A 15,921-nucleotide genomic window follows, 5' to 3' on the forward strand; every position below is an offset into this window, starting at 1 on the left:
AAAACGTTTTACGACATACACCAAAGGACGAAAACCATGATAAAAGGTATCCTATTTGATCTAGATGGGACATTACTTGATCGTGACAAATCATTGGTCGCTTTTCTTGAAAGCCAATACAATCGCATTCAGGCTTTTCATGTTGTAGAAAGACAAACGTTTATTCAAAGATTTATTCAATTAGATCAGAAAGGATATGTATGGAAAGATAAAGTCTATCAAAAGCTCATTGATGAATTGAAAATCGACTTAACGTGGGAAGAACTACTAGAAGACTATGTGGAGTCATTTCAAAACCACTGCACTGGGTTTGCTGGATTAATTGAATTGCTCGAGTTCTTAAAGAGTCAGAATTTAAAGACGGGCATTATTTCAAATGGATTTGGAAGATTTCAAATGAACAACATTAAGGGACTTCAAATAGATCATTATTTTGATGAGATATTGATTTCGGAAAATGAAGGCTTAAGAAAGCCAGATATTGAGATATTTAAGAGAGCATTAAGTCGCTTAGGTTTAGAATCTCAAGAAACAATGTTTGTAGGGGATCATCCAGTCAACGATGTTGAAGCAAGTATAAATGCAGGAATGATTGGAGTATGGAAAGAAGATAACCACTTTGAAAGACCATCTGGGGATTACATATTAATTAATAACTTGATGGAAATTAAAGATATCATAGTAAGATCGACGATGTGAATCCAATAACGCTATGTGAATTATTCGCAACGATGAATTGAGGGATAAGATACCAGAATATTCTCAAATCCAAACTTCTCGCATCTCCCCAATCAGTCTGGGATTTATTTTACTAACGAAGCAGCGCTTTAATTAAACCCAAATACCTTGAACGTTTTAGGAAATCTACGCAAATCCTTAAAACTAATCATTAAGGAATGATAACATGTATTTTCCTGTAATGTATCTTCAATTGGGAAGAAACCTGACTCTAAACTCTCAGAAGTTTCAATTAATTCCCCTCCTATTGGTTTTGCTAAAAATAATGTGTTAAATGAGCTAGCGCTTAAAGAATTTATTCAAATGAATTATGGAATTGCAGAAATTTTATATTGCCGATTTTTAGTGAGAGGAATGAACGATACATATCTGATTAAAACAATTGATAAAAAATATGTGTTTAGAGTATATCGTACACCTTGGCGCAGTAAAACGTCCGAAATTGAATTTGAACTTGATCTATTAAATTACTTATTAAAAAGTGGTGTTCCGGTTGCGCATCCGAAACAAGCATTAGATTCTGGATACATTCACTTTTGAATCAGAAGAGATGGCTTATCGTTATGGGAAGTCAGTTGCAACAATTCACTTAAAGAGCGTTGATTTTGAAACAAAGCACGATCGTCCATTATTGGATTTAAAACAATTAATAGAAGAACCACTAAAGGTAATAAAGAAGAGCCTGATTCTTCAAATTAATGATTACAATTTCATTGAAAGCATTGGCAAGAAGATCATAACAAAAATTACGGAATTGCAAAGTGAAATGGATTGGGGAATATGTCATGGAGATTTACATGGAGGAAATGCTCATATTAGAGCCGATATTATAACTCACTTTGATTTTGACATTTGTGGATATGGATGGAGGGCGTATGATTTAGCGGTATTTAAGTTTGCAAGAGAGCTCGAAGCCGACAAGAAATCAGGAGAGGGGAATAATTCCAATCAGATTTGGATTGCTTTCTTAGAGGGGTATAAATCGATTAGAAATTTAGGTCAAAGAGATATTGAATCCATTCCCTATTTTTGTGTTATAAGGCAATTATGGCTTATGAAATTGTCGCTTCAATATTTCCGAGATTTGGACATAGTAGGATCTGTAAATGCAATATTTCAATGAAGAAATTGAACTCCTAAAGAGAATGACATCGAATTTAGGAATTTGAAAGATCGAAATGGGGACTGATCGCGGAGCTATAGAAATTGGTGAAACACCTTCCGAAGCTTTATGTCGAAAGGTTATGGAAGGGGCGAGTCGAAATACAGGAATGTTAGTTGAAATCTATGCAATACACGAAAGGAGATCCAATGAAGAAATTAGCAACCTTTTTATTAGAGATTTGTAGAATAGTTATTTTATTTGTACTTACTTTGTATGTATTGAATTTACTCGAAAGAAATCTCATTAAAATCATAACTGGAAGGACGGAATTTTATTGGAGTATGACTATTGGAAATCTATTTTTCTTTTTTATATTATACAGAAATTACTATCAATTTAATGGATGGTATAAAAGTGAACAGAATATAAAACTAAACAAAAGTACAAGTAGAATGTTTATTTTGATATCTATTGGATTAATAATTGTGCCTATTTTGATAAACATTAAATAAAGAATATTGAAGTTCAAACTAGGAGTGATTGGATGAGAAGTATTAAAGCAATTCGATCTTTATTTTTAATAATTATTTGTACATTTCTGATTAGTGCATGCAGTAAGAATAGCCAAGCTGACGTTGTGGATGATGGTCAAGTTATTAATTCAATTTCAATTGGTCTTGGTGGAGAACCAGATAATACACTCGTAACTTATAACTTTAATATTTGGAATAAAACGAGGAATACAATTCTCATAAGGTCTATTGAACCCGTATTAAGTGAAAATCTTCAACAAAGGTTACTAGATAATGAGATCAAAAATGAAGTTAATAGAACGATTAATGGAAGTACTTCAGAAATTTTTACTGGATCATTTCAATTAAACACTCAAGGATTAGATAAACAAGCGATCGAAAAACTGAAAATTAGAATAGAGAAGTTTAAAATTATAACTGAGCAAGAATTGGGGCTAGAAACGCATTAAGAACTTTGTCAGTAATTCAAGAAGGCTTGCACTTCACATAACACCTTCGAGCCCTTCGGCTCTCGATCCGCTGGCCCTTCGGGCTTAAGGGTGTTGGACCCCATGAATACATAATCTGAAATTGCCGAAAGGAAGTCTAAACATGAAAGAAACAACTGTAGTTCATACAATTATTTCATCTTTGAAACAAAGATTAACGGATAGTAATAACATATTTAAGCTTCAATTAGATAAGGGTTACGTTACTGAATCGACCTGTAAGTTCAATGATCCTGCTGATGCAAAGGAGCTTGACCAATTCATTACAAAACTAGGATATAAACTTCCAGAAGATTATTATACTTTTTTGATGATTTCAAACGGATGCAATCTGTTTGATCATCCAGAGTATGGCGGGGAATCTTATTTGCACCGTTGGCAAGTCATAAATGAGATCACAACCGAAGAACCAAGTGAAGGGTACCTAAAAATCGGATATATCTATCAGTCGGAATTAGTGATTGATTTAAAATCATACCAAGCTGGGGATAACGATTATCTATTAATAAAGGATTGCATTGATCAGTTTAGTGAATCAAAGAAATTAAACATGAATTTTGAAATGTGGCTTGATAGATTTGTAATCTCACAGGGGTCTAAGTTCTGGGAGTGGCCTAGAATAACATCTAAACTATACTATTCCTACTGAATGATTCAAATTGGAGGTAACCATGATTACAATTAAAACAATGACTCAAGATCAAGCATCTAAGCTTAAGGAAATTGACCGATCGGAGCATATTGATCTTATATATGAAATGCACAAGGGTCGCGTAGTTGAAACCTTTAAGAATCACGAATGTTCCAATTGGAGTGAAGATTTATTAAAGGAGATTCAAGAACGGTATTTATTCGAATTAAGTAATGGAGGCATAGCAATTGGTGCATTTGATGGTGAGAGTCTTGTTGGATTTGGCGTACTCGCCCATAAGTTTAGAGGGAGAAATAAAGATCAGCTTCAAATTGATTTGATGTATGTAACGAGAAATTATAGGAGACTAGGAATTGGTACTCAAATAATGAATGAATTAAGTAATGAGGCCCGTAAGAGAGGCGCAGAATATCTGTATATTTCATCGACAGAAACAAAGTCTGCAGTTTCTTTTTATAAGCAAAATGGAAGTCAAATAGCAGAAGAGATAGATGAAGAGCTATTTACTAAAGAACCTAAAGATATTCATATGATCAGAAAGCTATAAAATTTGCAATGATTCGATCATTAAATACGAAAGAGGCGTGAGGCAATATGGTTTCTATCTTTTTCTGGCCTTTAATGATTGCATCAATAATCTGTTCTGTGCTAGGAATCATAATGAAGAGCTATCGAGGTCTATATGTCTCTGCTATTTTGATAATCCCCATGTCTATATATTTAGCTGGATGGCCTATATTTCTGATTTGGGGATTAATATTTCCTTTGTTTTATGTAGGAGCTGCAAAATTTATACAAAATAATAAACGTTTACTTTCGCTTTTGGCATGTGTACCTGTTTATCTTGTAATTGGATGGTTAGGGTATGTGGTCATAAATCAACAATAAAGATGATTTTGGCACAGGAACGCACGGCAACTGCATTGATTAATCAATTGAAGGAGTAATTATTATCGAAACTATTGTACAAGTAGTGATTGGTTTAATCGTTTTTTTGTATATTCTTATTCTGTTTTCACTTACAAAACTAGAATTAAAGATTATATATAAACCCATACTTGCACTTGTAGAAGTATTGATGATGATAATAATTGCGTTTTTTTTCTGGATACTTATGTATATGTTCCATTTAAAATCCCTTAGCTTTGGTGTAGTAATAGGTCAAATTCTTGCTCTCGTTTTAAGTATAATCGTAAATGGAATTATTCTAATGATTTATAATATGGCTTTTTTGAATCCTAAGAGAAAAAACAAAGAAGAAGTTTTTATTTTAGTTATTATCGTAATGTTTCTAATTCATTTCATATTTTCATTTTCGTTTGGCTGGAAGACAGTTCATAATGACGACGAATATAGAGTTTCAACCACTCAAGAAATTTTCGAAAATTAAAGATCGTTTTGTGAAATAGACTTAATGACTTGAGAAAGAAGGACATATCCATGGCGATTATTGCATGTACAAAGAAACTATTTGATTTTGCCGGTTTTTCAATGTCACCGCTCCCGGAAATTGGATACAGACCATTACACAGCTGGCATACGAAGATTTAATTAGCGGGAAGGCTAGTGGGAGGGGGATTTAATATTGACTATCTTTTATCTTATTAGACATGGCGAGCCGGATTGGGGCTTAAAGGATAAACGAAATTTACAGGGTGCTTTAAGAGACTTTGTCCCTTTAACAGAAAACGGTATAAATCAGGCTGAACAAGTAGTAGAAAAGAATTTGTTTTTATCGCAATGTGATTTGATTGTCTCATCTCCATTTACTCGATCATTACAAACAGCAGCTATTATAAATAGGAATCTAGGGTTGCCTTTAAGAGTTGAATTTGATTTGCATGAGTGGACTCCCGATAACTGGCAAGCTACATCTGTAGAAGAAATTACAGAACTTTGGATAGATTATATGAAACATAATGGAAGTTACCCAGAAGGAGAAAGCAAGTTATGGGAAACTAAAGAGAGCTTACTAGAGAGAACGAGGAAAGTATTACACAAATATCTTGATAAATCTAAAGTCATAGTAGTTTGCCATGGGATGGTTATTGCAACATTAATGGAACTAATATCTGATGAAATTCAATTATGTGGGGTTTATGAATACAAAGCACTAATGAATAGGTAGCCATCTGATAACACTGAATTCACGCTGAGGGACTTTCATCCCTTGGTTGTCAGATGTATAATCATGGAAGATATAGAGAAATCTTAAACACTCTGAACTTCATAAATAAATGACAAAACCCTAAAGGAGAATGCGAGCATGAATTTAGAAACAAGTAAGTTAGATTATGAAAATGAAAAATATTTCGGGATCTGCTTTTAAGAAAGTGATTGCGCAAGAGCTAAAATTTGAAAATGTAAATCTATCGAAAACCGAAGTAAATAATTCGAATATGAGTGAACTTACATTAAATGATGTAAATGCTTCTGGAAGTAGATTCAGTGATATTAATTTATCTGAAACATGTATTAAAGATGCAAACATGAGTAACATGGTCATTGAAAACATCCATTTATATGGAACAGAATTTTCAAATATCATGCTCCCTAAAGAAGAGGACGGGAACCATTGTCCTGATGGAGACTATAAACCTATAACATTCAAAAATTGTAATCTGACGAATATGGAGATCATAGATTGTGATATAACAGGATTAAAAATCAATGGAATATTAATAGAAGAGCTATTAAAGAGAGAATAAGACATTTTGTAGATTCAGAGTGTCTCAGACAACACATGACCCGGCCTAAGATAAGAGCTATCTAAGACCGGGTTATGTTGTGAATACAGTTTCTTATCTAAGGAGGCAATATCAATGTATTTTGAGAATCTCAGTCAGGTTAATTTGTTTGAAAAAAATTTAGAAAATTCAATCAGATGGTATGTAGAAGTTTTGGGATTGCGATTGCTTCAAAGATGTGGAGAATATAAGGAAGTCATATATGACTAAACCCTCACTTATCTTATTATCGGTAGCATTAATTCTCGTTATTGTAGCTTACGTGTATATTGCAAATAGTGCACCTTTAAAATCTTATGGACATTCAAATTATTATTACGAGGACAAGGTCATAATCGAATTAAATAATAAAGGGCACAGCAATATAAAAATCATGGATGTACTTGTGAATGATAATAAAAAACCTGTAGAAACTGAACTGGTAGTAAGTTACACTGGAAGGCTCGCTTTGGCAGGAATTGAGTCCGATCCCTATGCAAAGTTTATGAAGATCAATGAACAACCAATTAATCCTGAATTATCAGGTGAACAGGCATACGAAATTTTGCAGACGAATGAATACAAGACTCCTCTTCATTACGGCTTACAAATTGTGAATAATGGAGAAATTCGGAGTGTTACAATTAAGTACAAATATTATGGGATTACGAAGAAAGCTAGATTTGAGCTTCGCACAGACTAACTAGGTCAGAACTTTTGGAGAAAAGCAGGGTTTGAACCGTACTATATGAACATGAAATGATTTTAAATGGTACTTTAAAGTAATACAAGAGGTCCATCGTGTTACAAAGAAAGGGGTTAAGGATTTGTCCAAACTGAGAGCCTTATTTATGTTTATAGGAATTTTATTTGCTATTTCAGGTTGCACGCAGAAAAATGAAGATTTAATAATTGGTAATTGGGTAGGGGATCAGGCTTCCCAAAAGTTTGGAGTGATTGAGGAATTGAGTCAATACAATTACTTGGAAATAACAAATACTGAAGTAATAATAAAAAACTTTGTGTATTTAATGCAGGATAATAAAATGGTAATGGAGTTCAGTGACGGGGAAAAACAAATGAAATATGAATTGATTAATAAGAATCATATAACGATTAATAATAAACGATATACAATTGATTTAAAGAAAAACGAGATGACAATAAAAAATGAAAATGTAGAATTACACTATAAAAAAGAAGGTAAGTAAGAAAGGATAATCATGAAAGAGTTAGAAGTTGCAATTCAATTAAGGGAGTCAGGGAATTTAGAAGAGGCACGATCATTACTATTGAAATTACTTGAACAACAACCGTTAAATCCCTCCGTTTGGTATCAGTGTGCTTGGCTTCATGACGTTCTGGAATTAGAGAGGGAAGCAGTGCCTTATTATAAGAAATCCTTAGAGCTCGGATTACAAGGAGAGGAAAGACAAGGGGCATTATTAGGGCTAGGAAGTACATTTAGAACTTTAGGGATGTATGAAGAAGCGAAACTCATATTTGAGAAAGCGATTAAAGAGTATCCGGAACGAAGAGAATATCAAATTTTCTATGCTATGGTTCTATACAATATGAATGAATTCAGTGAAGCAATGTCAATTTTATTAAAGCAGCTAGCAGAAACTAGTAATGATGAAGGGATTCAAGACTATAGGAAGGCCATTCTGTTTTATTCGGATAAATTGGACTCTAAAGTCGAATGAAGGATTAATTTATGGGAGGATCAAAATGAATAATGACTTGCCGAGATTGGGGCAACCCGCCGTTAGGGCACTGAGGAATGCAGGAATAACGAATTTGCAACAACTTACTCAGTATAAAGAGTCAGAGATAAGTCAATTGCATGGTATAGGACGAAATGCATTAAAACAACTTAGTGAAGCTTTAGAACAAAAAGGGCTCACATTTAAGAGATGATCTATTTCCCAGATGAAGAAGGTGGACAAACCTAATGGATATATTTACGAGAATAAAATCCATCGGAAAAACGGCCAGTATTGCAAAGATTGGGGGATTTCGTCCAGAGACTACCGACTTGAGTTGGTTTGGCGGAAACTTCCTCTTCGATCCGAATACCCCATGGCCAGAAGAAGACGGTATCAAATTGATTCCAATTCTACAAATTTATATCCCGGATATCGAAAATGGGAGAGATATTTTTGGGGATTACGAATTAGCTCAAATATTTATTAATGTAGATCGATTAAATCACTATATTCCGAAGAACGGCGAAGGATGGAGAATTGTTTTCTATAAGGAGATAAAAGGGCTTGTACAATCGACAACTCCTGACACAGCAGCACTCTTAAAACCGTTTCCGGTTAGGTGGAGCCAACATGATAAACCTGATTATCCATGTTGGGAAGAATCATGGGAATATGCCGATATGACCGAAATAAATAATTCAAAAGAGTTGTCGGATAGATTCTTTGATGAATTTACGCGATATTACCAAACGAAAATCGGAGGATATGCGTCATACATTCAATCTCCGATTTCCAAAGACTATGAGTTCATTTTACAAATATCTTCAGAACCTAAACCGGGATTCATGATTGGTGACAACGGAAACATATATATTTATAGATCAAAGATAGATAATGAATGGTATTTATATTGGGACTGCTACTGAAATCTGTAGGCGTCGGATCTTGCCAAAAAATTGAGCGGCAATTCAAGATTGGAATGATGACTTGAGTAACATCGATAATGTTCGGGTATTCAGATGAAAGACACGAAGATCGGAGTAAAAAATGATATGAAACCTAAGAAGAGGTCAAAGACGAGATTAATTCTTGGATCGTATTATTATAAATCCAAAAGATATTTGGAGTGGAATTTGGGTAATGCAAAGTTTGCCAAGCAGGTTGATTCCGCTGCACTTCAGTATACAATTTTCGAGCATAAGACCCCTTTATTGAGAAGGCTAAAGGATGTAGAGATGATCTTGCAGTATAATAAAATTAAAAATCTAGAAATAGCAATTCGTAAAATAGATAATATCATGATTTATCCGGGCGAAACATTTTCATATTGGAAGTCGATCGGTATCCCAAGCAAAAGAAAAGGTTATGTTGAAGGGATGACTTTGTTTTATGGAGGGTTTAAGCCAGGTATTGGGGGAGGACTCTGTCAGCTATCGAATCTGATTTATTGGATGACCTTACATACTCCTCTAACGGTTACGGAGAGACATCGACACAGTTACGATGTATTTCCCGATTCGAATAGAACTCAGCCATTTGGAAGCGGGGCAACTTGTGCATATAACTATCTTGATTTAAGAATATATAATCCTACAGATCAACCGTATCAATTATCGATAAAAATGGATTCGAACTTTTTATATGGGGAATGGAAAACGATAAACGAATCAACACTTTCCTATGAGGTTTATGAAAAGGAACATAAGATATCCCAGGAATATTGGGGTGGTTACATCAGATCTAACTCGCTCTATCGAAGAACAATGAATCGTTATGGTGAACTGATTTCCGATGAATGGATTACTGAGAATATCGCTTTAATGATGTATCAACCATTTTTGGAATCATCGAACAAGGGCTGATTCAACTACATATTCGAAATTTTCGTTAAAAGCGGCAGAACAGAACTCTAAGGGGATCTGATCTGCCGCTTTTTTTATGAACCAATTGACCAATCAAACCCATACGTGATATATTGTGCATACACAACATACACAATTTTGGAGTGGAGGTATGGTATGCTGGCACTAGACATTCGCAATGTAAATAAGCAATACCCGAGTTTTCAGTTAAAGGATATATCGTTCCAGCTCGAAAAGGGTTATATTATGGGGTTTATCGGTGCCAATGGAGCTGGAAAAACAACCACAATCAAATCGATCCTAAATATGATTCATACGGATAGCGGTGAGGTTCATATTCTGGGCAGAAACATAGCCGAATATGAGCTCGAATTGAAGCAAGAAATCGGATGCGCATTTGGCGGTAATGATTTTTACAATCGCAGCAAGATGAAAACGTTGACCGATGTCATTAAGAAGTTCTACAAGAATTGGAATGATGAGACCTATGCTAACTATTTGAGAAGATTCAAATTGGACGAAAACAAAAAAATTGCCGAGTTGTCTACGGGAATGAAAGTAAAGTATAGCTTGGCTCTTGCCTTATCTCATGGGGCGAAGCTACTCGTCCTAGATGAACCGACAAGCGGACTCGATCCGGTCGCTAGAGACGATCTGTTGGATATTTTTCAAGAGCTCGTCGTCGATGGCGAAATCAGCATCCTTTTCTCAACTCACATTACGTCCGACTTGGAAAAGTGCGCGGATTATATTACCTTTATCGAAAATGGGAAAATCATTGCCAGTTCTGAGAAAGACGAGTTTAAGGAGTCCTATCGTCTGCTGAATGGTGCCGAAAGTCAACTCAATCAGGTGAAAGAACGTCTCATTTCCTACAAAATCAATTCCTTCGGATTTACGGGATTGATTCACTCCCGAGACTTCGAACCTACCTTCGACATTAAAGCGACCATACCGAGCCTCGAGGAATTCATGATTTATTTCGCGAAAAAGGAGGATACCCATGTATAACTTAGTGATGAAGGATTTGAAATTAGGAGTAAATCCTATGTTTTTCTTATTGCCTATATTGATGGGCGCCTTAATGCTCGTTCCTGGATGGCTATATTTTCTCGTCCCTCTGTATTTTTGTTGGATAACGATACCGAATATGTTTGCCGGATTTAGAACCCAGAACGATCTGATATTTACTACGATGATGCCTGTATCCAGAAAGGATATAGTGAAAGCAAGGGTGTTCGTTATTGTCATCCTTGAAATACTGCATCTTGTCATCGCCATGATTTACGGGATGATCACGATTCGCTTATACCCGCATCTGATCTACTATTTCTTCGCACCGCACATGGGTTTTTGGGGTCTATGTTTTGTCATGTTTGCGATCTTCAACTTGGTATTTGTGCCTATGTATTACAAAACGGCGTATAAATATGGAGGGGCGACGATCTCATCCATTACGGCCGCTATGCTTTTTGCCGGAGTAGCACAATGGCTGGGAATCCAGAATTCTTTTCTCTCTGACACTTTTAAGGGTACCGGGGTCGACAATATGGCGCTTCAAATAACTATCCTGATCGCAGGAATCGTAATTTATATTGCATTTACTATGATCGCTTATCGAATTGCGGTTAAACGATTCCTAAAAGTAGAAATCATATGAACGTATCGATCTCGAACACATCGGAAAAGCCGATCTATCAGCAGCTTTTCGAACAAATCAGCGCTCAAATTCTGAAAGGCGAACTGGAAAGCGGCTATTGTTTACCACCCATTCGACAAGCAGCCCAAGAGCTTCGAGTTAGTGTCATTACCGTTAAGAAAGCTTGGGAAGAGCTTGAACGATGTGGTTTGATCAATACTGTAACAGGAAAAGGGTGCTTCGTAGCGGAGTTTTCGTCCGATGAGATGCTCCGAATACGCAACGAAATGATCTTGAATCAAATGGAGATCGACATTTCCTACTACAAATCGTTTGGCCTTACCTTAGATGAAGTAATTGCGCTGTTGAAAAAGATTTATTAACTTTATTATTCCCGCCTCCAGTGGATGGACCGGAAAGCTCTCATTACGGGGGCTTTTTTCATTGGCAAATTCCGCGATTCACTCTGTGGGGCTTACATCCATTGATTGTCGGATGTATAATCATGGGAGAAACACAAACAATGGAAATTTCAGCGAACAGGAGTATGTGGTGGAATGGGTCTATTTAAGAAGTTAAGAAATAAATATGTAATTTGGCATGCAAATCGTGTTAAGTTTCCGGAATTTACTCCAAGTATTATCGTCAGAAAAAAAGCAGCTTTTTCTGGAAGGGTTCAAAAGGTAGGATTTCGCTTGGAAATTTATTGTATAGCCCGAAGAATGAAAATAACGGGATGGGTGAGAAATCTAAAAGATGGGAGTGTTGAAGCAGAATTACAGGGGGAACAGTCGCATATAGATTTTCTGATCAATTGCATGCGGTCACTGAAACGGGCGTCTGTAAAGAAAATGGCTATAATTGATCTGCCTATTAGAGAGGATGAAGAAAGCTTTACGATAGTGGAATAAAGTTAAAAATTCTATGGAGGTGCCAAATGAAATCTAAAGTATTTATTTTATTCATGGTTGGGACAGTTTGTTTGTCATTATTAGGCAATAAAACTACGAGCGCTAAAGAGGATCTTCAAATATACCTTAACGGATCAAAGACGGATTCTTCTATCATGATCGTAAAAAATACAGTATTTGTACCGATTGAATATATAAATTCAAATCCCAAGCTTACTTTCGGATATATTGAAGGCGAAAATCCAAAATTAATTATTCTTGAAAGTAATGACTTTACTGTCTATCTTACGATTGGAAGCAAGGATGCTAAAAAGAATGATGAGAACATAAAAGTAACAACCCCACCATTTACAAAGAATGATCATAAATGGATCCCTTTAAGATTCGTTGCCGAAACATTTGGACTTAAGGTGAATTGGGACCCTAATACGAAAAATGTATCCATTCAAACACCAAGTAAAAGTAAATAAGCTAGGGGCTAACATAATGGAGCGTGTTCATTTAATTAGGCCTTCATTAAGTTTGAAGGATGAATATTTGGAATTTTATCAAGAATGGAAAAAAAGTGGGGAAGATATGGTCCCCTGGGTTATTAGTCGAGACCCATCCGATTTTGAGAAGATGATTGGATGGTTGAATGATAATGAAAGAGGGATTAATCTTAACGAAGGTTGGGTTCCGGATTCGACATTTTGGTTGGTTTCTGAAAGAAATAGGATCTTAGGTGTAGTAAATATAAGACATAAATTGACGGAATTTTTAATGAATAGAGGCGGACATATTGGCTATGGTATACGCCCATCAGATAGAAAGAGGGGGTATGCTACCCAATTATTATCCTTATCTTTGGACGAAGCAAAGAAGTTAGGCATATATAAAGTTCTAGTCGTTTGCGATGAGAATAACGTTGCCTCTGAAAGAACGATTATTCGTAACGGAGGTATATCAGACAATGATTTTATCGAAGAGGACGGGAACGTCATTAAGAGATATTGGATAAACCTTTGAAATCGATTCGAACGGATAAAGTTCTGTAGTCATTAATGGAGGAGATCTAATTGTCTCGGCCACAAATCGATATTTTAGAACCATGGATTCCCGAGTCGTCCACGATTTTTCTTGAAGAACTCTATGATGAGCTATCTAATAATCATATCCTTTACGGAGCTGAACTTCATGTGATTGCTCGAAGATTAGATAAAGACGAAGTGCTTTTTCAATTTCAAGAAGATTCAAATAAATACGTACAAGTGCATCTAACCTGGAAACAAGATAAAGAATCCAATCCAACATGGCCACGATTTATCATATTTAATTCTATTGAAGAGTGGGTTAACCAGGTAATGCTACTTGATCACAAAGAATATGAAACAGATTAGGTTTTTGATTTGTGTGGGAAGTAAAGGAGAGAAAGATAGATGCCCTATGATATTGATAGTAAATTTGTGATTGCGGTAGCCTCTAGTGCATTATTTGATCTTACTGAGTCTGATCGTGTATTCAGAGAGAATGGTGAAGAATTTTATCGTAAGTATCAGAGAGAACAAGAAAATAAAATATTAACGCCAGGTGTGGCTTTTCCATTGATCAAGAGATTGTTGAGCATTAACACGTCTCAGGATCAAATCGTCGAGGTTGTATTGCTATCAAGGAATGATCCCGATACAGGTTTGAGGGTTTTTAAGTCCATTGAGTATTACGGGTTAACGATTAGTAGAGCTGTTTTTGTCGCGGGTAACAATCCATTTAAGTATATGGCTGCTTTTAATGCTAGCTTATTTTTATCTGGAAATCCAGACGACGTTAAAGAGGCAGTTGAGCATGGCTATCCCGCAGGGTGTATTTATCCGTCTGAATATATAGACAACGATGATGATAATGAAATACGATTAGCATTTGATTTCGACGGGGTCATTGCTGACGATTCGGCGGAGTCTATTTTTCAAGATGGAGCTTTAGATACATTTCATTCTCATGAAAAGAAGCTAGCGGATCAACCTTTAGCTGCAGGTCCCTTATTTAGATTCTTTATGGAAATTTCAAAGCTACAACAAAGAGAGATTCTAAAGAATAATAATGATCCTAATTACAAACCAAGAATCAGATTGGCAATTGTGACAGCGAGAAATGCCCCCGCACATGAAAGAGTAATTACGACTCTAAGAAAACTTGACATTAGAATTGATGAGGCATTTTTTCTTGGTGGAATCGAGAAAATAAGAGTATTAAATGTTTTTATGCCGCACATTTTCTTTGATGATCAAGTAGGGCATATTGAAGGTGTTGCCAGATCTTTCCCTTCGGTTCATGTTCCATTTGGTGTCGTTAATAACAAGGATTCTGTAAAAATGGGTGAGTAGATTTAAGGGCCAGCTATTAACTCCACTCAGATTTATTTGCCCAGCCTTGTTGTTTGCGAATAAAAACGATCTGGCCAATATGATAAGTGTTATGGGTACAAAGATTTGATATCGCGGCCCACCAAGGGCAATCACCAGGATAATCGGGTACGAAAGTATCAAGCTTTGACTCGGGGTGATCTGTTATCACTTTGCGGAACTCGTAAAACAACCCATCCAATTTAGTTACCGCTTTCCTCCAGTTTTCTTCGTTTATTTCTTCCTCGATATTGAAAGTACTTGCGTTATTTTTACCAATCGATTTAAAGGATTCCTTGCCAATAAAGTAGGTTAACCATTTGTTATTCCAATACGTCAGGTGACTTACAAGCTGCCAAATGGAATGGCTCGTTTCATCCTTTCTCCACACTGCTTGCTCCGCTGTCAGATCTTTGACCGAATCAACAAATGTTGGAAACCAACTCAAGTCATTATGACAAGCCGCAAGTTGATCTAATAAAACATCTTTCTTTGAAGAACTCATGTTACCTCTCCTTTTTCGAGACCAATTGTTCGATTCGTGCAGCTGTTCTACGTAAATTGTAACATGGTACCTCTCGATGTTGTCTGGAGAATTCAATAATATTGAACTATTCTGTGTTCTTTTCGTATATATGAACGAAAGGGTTAAGTTGGATCGTTGGGTGAACGTAAATTCTAACGAATCATTAAAGGAGAAGAATGAATAATTTAAGGCACTCATGGCCAATAATTGCCGGTATGATATGGTCGTTTGTATTTGCATTAATGAGCTTTTATTGGGCATGCGGGGGCATGATTGGAGCAGCTACATTAGGCGGAGAGATATATCAAATGGCTTTATCTAGACAGCCGGATTTCATTAAAATCTTATGGCTAACAGGAGTAGTTAAAGTAGTTGGCGGAGTATTATTATGGATGATGTTAAGTGATTGGAAACATGATTTTATTAGAAAGAGTATTTATTATGCGGCTTTCACAAGTGGAATACTATTATTTGTTTATGGACTGGCAAACTTTGCAACCATTTTCCTATCTATCATCAATGTATTAGAGCTAAAGATCGAAAGTGAAGCTAGATGGTGGCGGCTATTATTTTGGGAGCCCTATTGGATGTTGGGGGGAATTTTATTTTTCATTTCAAGTAAGAGATTTGCTCATAACCTTTGACAAGGGTGGA

General features: G+C 35.8%; 23 protein-coding genes. 22 read left to right on the forward strand and 1 reads right to left on the reverse strand.

The window, feature by feature from the left end:
* Positions 1-36: 36 nt before the first annotated feature.
* From FPZ45_RS21525 to FPZ45_RS21630, 21 genes are all read left to right on the forward strand, one after another.
* Positions 37-699, forward strand: coding sequence for an HAD family hydrolase (locus FPZ45_RS21525; RefSeq protein ID WP_144706377.1), 663 nt, complete (start codon positions 37-39; stop codon positions 697-699).
* A gap of 589 nt (positions 700-1,288) precedes the next feature.
* On the forward strand, positions 1,289-1,861 hold the full coding sequence (locus FPZ45_RS21535) for a phosphotransferase enzyme family protein (RefSeq protein WP_144706379.1): 573 nt from the start codon (positions 1,289-1,291) through the stop codon (positions 1,859-1,861).
* A 526-nt stretch (positions 1,862-2,387) separates the two neighbouring features.
* On the forward strand, positions 2,388-2,825 hold the full coding sequence (locus FPZ45_RS21540; protein WP_144706381.1) for a hypothetical protein: 438 nt from the start codon (positions 2,388-2,390) through the stop codon (positions 2,823-2,825).
* Between the two features lie 142 nt (positions 2,826-2,967).
* Entirely contained in the window at positions 2,968-3,513 is a 546-nt protein-coding gene (locus FPZ45_RS21545; RefSeq protein ID WP_144706383.1) for an SMI1/KNR4 family protein, read from the forward strand.
* A 22-nt stretch (positions 3,514-3,535) separates the two neighbouring features.
* The gene (locus tag FPZ45_RS21550) at positions 3,536-4,063 is read left to right on the forward strand and encodes a GNAT family N-acetyltransferase (protein WP_144706384.1); all 528 of its coding nucleotides are present in this window, start codon (positions 3,536-3,538) and stop codon (positions 4,061-4,063) included.
* Between the two features lie 1,038 nt (positions 4,064-5,101).
* A complete protein-coding gene (locus tag FPZ45_RS21555) occupies positions 5,102-5,644 on the forward strand; it encodes a histidine phosphatase family protein (RefSeq protein ID WP_186438506.1) in 543 nt (180 codons plus the stop codon).
* A gap of 166 nt (positions 5,645-5,810) precedes the next feature.
* Positions 5,811-6,224, forward strand: a complete 414-nt coding sequence (locus tag FPZ45_RS21560) for a pentapeptide repeat-containing protein (protein ID WP_246120539.1) — start codon at positions 5,811-5,813, stop codon at positions 6,222-6,224.
* A 241-nt stretch (positions 6,225-6,465) separates the two neighbouring features.
* Positions 6,466-6,945 carry a hypothetical protein gene (locus tag FPZ45_RS21565; RefSeq protein ID WP_144706388.1) on the forward strand — a complete coding sequence of 160 codons (480 nt, stop codon included), beginning with the start codon at positions 6,466-6,468 and terminating at the stop codon, positions 6,943-6,945.
* Positions 6,946-7,069: 124 nt separating this feature from the next.
* Entirely contained in the window at positions 7,070-7,453 is a 384-nt protein-coding gene (locus FPZ45_RS21570) for a hypothetical protein (protein WP_144706390.1), read from the forward strand.
* Between the two features lie 12 nt (positions 7,454-7,465).
* Complete coding sequence (locus FPZ45_RS21575; protein ID WP_144706392.1) at positions 7,466-7,948, forward strand: tetratricopeptide repeat protein; 483 nt, start codon at positions 7,466-7,468, stop codon at positions 7,946-7,948.
* A gap of 25 nt (positions 7,949-7,973) precedes the next feature.
* Positions 7,974-8,162, forward strand: a complete 189-nt coding sequence (locus FPZ45_RS21580) for a DNA-directed RNA polymerase subunit alpha C-terminal domain-containing protein (protein ID WP_144706394.1) — start codon at positions 7,974-7,976, stop codon at positions 8,160-8,162.
* A gap of 34 nt (positions 8,163-8,196) precedes the next feature.
* Complete coding sequence (locus tag FPZ45_RS21585) at positions 8,197-8,877, forward strand: DUF1963 domain-containing protein (protein ID WP_144706396.1); 681 nt, start codon at positions 8,197-8,199, stop codon at positions 8,875-8,877.
* Positions 8,878-9,003: 126 nt separating this feature from the next.
* Positions 9,004-9,813, forward strand: a complete 810-nt coding sequence (locus FPZ45_RS21590; protein WP_144706398.1) for a VanW family protein — start codon at positions 9,004-9,006, stop codon at positions 9,811-9,813.
* A gap of 156 nt (positions 9,814-9,969) precedes the next feature.
* Positions 9,970-10,824: an ABC transporter ATP-binding protein gene (locus FPZ45_RS21595; protein ID WP_144706400.1), complete on the forward strand. Its 855-nt coding sequence runs from the start codon at positions 9,970-9,972 to the stop codon at positions 10,822-10,824.
* Positions 10,817-11,473 (forward strand): ABC-2 transporter permease, encoded by a 657-nt coding sequence (locus tag FPZ45_RS21600; protein WP_144706402.1) that lies wholly within the window; start codon positions 10,817-10,819, stop codon positions 11,471-11,473. The genes FPZ45_RS21595 and FPZ45_RS21600 overlap by 8 nt, the downstream gene beginning before the upstream one ends.
* Positions 11,470-11,835 carry a GntR family transcriptional regulator gene (locus FPZ45_RS21605; RefSeq protein ID WP_144706404.1) on the forward strand — a complete coding sequence of 122 codons (366 nt, stop codon included), beginning with the start codon at positions 11,470-11,472 and terminating at the stop codon, positions 11,833-11,835. The genes FPZ45_RS21600 and FPZ45_RS21605 overlap by 4 nt, the downstream gene beginning before the upstream one ends.
* 174 nt (positions 11,836-12,009) lie before the next feature.
* A complete protein-coding gene (locus tag FPZ45_RS21610) occupies positions 12,010-12,363 on the forward strand; it encodes an acylphosphatase (protein ID WP_144706406.1) in 354 nt (117 codons plus the stop codon).
* Positions 12,364-12,389: 26 nt separating this feature from the next.
* Entirely contained in the window at positions 12,390-12,833 is a 444-nt protein-coding gene (locus FPZ45_RS21615) for a copper amine oxidase N-terminal domain-containing protein (RefSeq protein ID WP_144706408.1), read from the forward strand.
* A gap of 16 nt (positions 12,834-12,849) precedes the next feature.
* Positions 12,850-13,371: a GNAT family N-acetyltransferase gene (locus tag FPZ45_RS21620; protein ID WP_144706410.1), complete on the forward strand. Its 522-nt coding sequence runs from the start codon at positions 12,850-12,852 to the stop codon at positions 13,369-13,371.
* Between the two features lie 50 nt (positions 13,372-13,421).
* Complete coding sequence (locus tag FPZ45_RS21625) at positions 13,422-13,742, forward strand: hypothetical protein (RefSeq protein WP_144706412.1); 321 nt, start codon at positions 13,422-13,424, stop codon at positions 13,740-13,742.
* A 39-nt stretch (positions 13,743-13,781) separates the two neighbouring features.
* Positions 13,782-14,723, forward strand: a complete 942-nt coding sequence (locus FPZ45_RS21630) for a 5'-nucleotidase (protein WP_144706414.1) — start codon at positions 13,782-13,784, stop codon at positions 14,721-14,723.
* A gap of 16 nt (positions 14,724-14,739) precedes the next feature.
* Here FPZ45_RS21630 and FPZ45_RS25440 read toward each other — a convergent pair whose 3' ends face one another.
* Positions 14,740-15,246: a DinB family protein gene (locus FPZ45_RS25440; protein ID WP_186438507.1), complete on the reverse strand. Its 507-nt coding sequence runs from the start codon at positions 15,244-15,246 to the stop codon at positions 14,740-14,742.
* Between the two features lie 197 nt (positions 15,247-15,443).
* On the opposite strand from FPZ45_RS25440, the gene FPZ45_RS21640 reads away from it, so the two are divergent.
* Positions 15,444-15,911, forward strand: coding sequence for a DUF3995 domain-containing protein (locus FPZ45_RS21640; RefSeq protein ID WP_144706418.1), 468 nt, complete (start codon positions 15,444-15,446; stop codon positions 15,909-15,911).
* Positions 15,912-15,921 lie beyond the last annotated feature (10 nt).

The sequence above is a fragment of the Cohnella terricola genome (assembly GCF_007786475.1).
Lineage (GTDB): Bacteria > Bacillota > Bacilli > Paenibacillales > Paenibacillaceae > Cohnella > Cohnella terricola.

Excerpts from the sequence above, each read along its gene's own strand:
- FPZ45_RS21545 (WP_144706383.1), top strand. The coding sequence starts at position 2,968 with ATGAAAGAAACAACTGTAGTTCATACAATTATTTCATCTTTGAAACAA.
- FPZ45_RS21610 (WP_144706406.1), top strand. The coding sequence starts at position 12,010 with ATGGGTCTATTTAAGAAGTTAAGAAATAAATATGTAATTTGGCATGCA.
- FPZ45_RS21630 (WP_144706414.1), top strand. The coding sequence starts at position 13,782 with ATGCCCTATGATATTGATAGTAAATTTGTGATTGCGGTAGCCTCTAGT.
- FPZ45_RS21580 (WP_144706394.1), top strand. The coding sequence starts at position 7,974 with ATGAATAATGACTTGCCGAGATTGGGGCAACCCGCCGTTAGGGCACTG.
- FPZ45_RS21540 (WP_144706381.1), top strand. The coding sequence starts at position 2,388 with ATGAGAAGTATTAAAGCAATTCGATCTTTATTTTTAATAATTATTTGT.
- FPZ45_RS21620 (WP_144706410.1), top strand. The coding sequence starts at position 12,850 with ATGGAGCGTGTTCATTTAATTAGGCCTTCATTAAGTTTGAAGGATGAA.
- FPZ45_RS25440 (WP_186438507.1), bottom strand. The coding sequence starts at position 15,246 with ATGAGTTCTTCAAAGAAAGATGTTTTATTAGATCAACTTGCGGCTTGT.
- FPZ45_RS21565 (WP_144706388.1), top strand. The coding sequence starts at position 6,466 with ATGACTAAACCCTCACTTATCTTATTATCGGTAGCATTAATTCTCGTT.
- FPZ45_RS21575 (WP_144706392.1), top strand. The coding sequence starts at position 7,466 with ATGAAAGAGTTAGAAGTTGCAATTCAATTAAGGGAGTCAGGGAATTTA.
- FPZ45_RS21590 (WP_144706398.1), top strand. The coding sequence starts at position 9,004 with ATGAAACCTAAGAAGAGGTCAAAGACGAGATTAATTCTTGGATCGTAT.
- FPZ45_RS21600 (WP_144706402.1), top strand. The coding sequence starts at position 10,817 with ATGTATAACTTAGTGATGAAGGATTTGAAATTAGGAGTAAATCCTATG.
- FPZ45_RS21595 (WP_144706400.1), top strand. The coding sequence starts at position 9,970 with ATGCTGGCACTAGACATTCGCAATGTAAATAAGCAATACCCGAGTTTT.
- FPZ45_RS21550 (WP_144706384.1), top strand. The coding sequence starts at position 3,536 with ATGATTACAATTAAAACAATGACTCAAGATCAAGCATCTAAGCTTAAG.
- FPZ45_RS21605 (WP_144706404.1), top strand. The coding sequence starts at position 11,470 with ATGAACGTATCGATCTCGAACACATCGGAAAAGCCGATCTATCAGCAG.
- FPZ45_RS21535 (WP_144706379.1), top strand. The coding sequence starts at position 1,289 with ATGGCTTATCGTTATGGGAAGTCAGTTGCAACAATTCACTTAAAGAGC.
- FPZ45_RS21640 (WP_144706418.1), top strand. The coding sequence starts at position 15,444 with ATGAATAATTTAAGGCACTCATGGCCAATAATTGCCGGTATGATATGG.
- FPZ45_RS21525 (WP_144706377.1), top strand. The coding sequence starts at position 37 with ATGATAAAAGGTATCCTATTTGATCTAGATGGGACATTACTTGATCGT.
- FPZ45_RS21615 (WP_144706408.1), top strand. The coding sequence starts at position 12,390 with ATGAAATCTAAAGTATTTATTTTATTCATGGTTGGGACAGTTTGTTTG.
- FPZ45_RS21560 (WP_246120539.1), top strand. The coding sequence starts at position 5,811 with ATGAAAATGAAAAATATTTCGGGATCTGCTTTTAAGAAAGTGATTGCG.
- FPZ45_RS21585 (WP_144706396.1), top strand. The coding sequence starts at position 8,197 with ATGGATATATTTACGAGAATAAAATCCATCGGAAAAACGGCCAGTATT.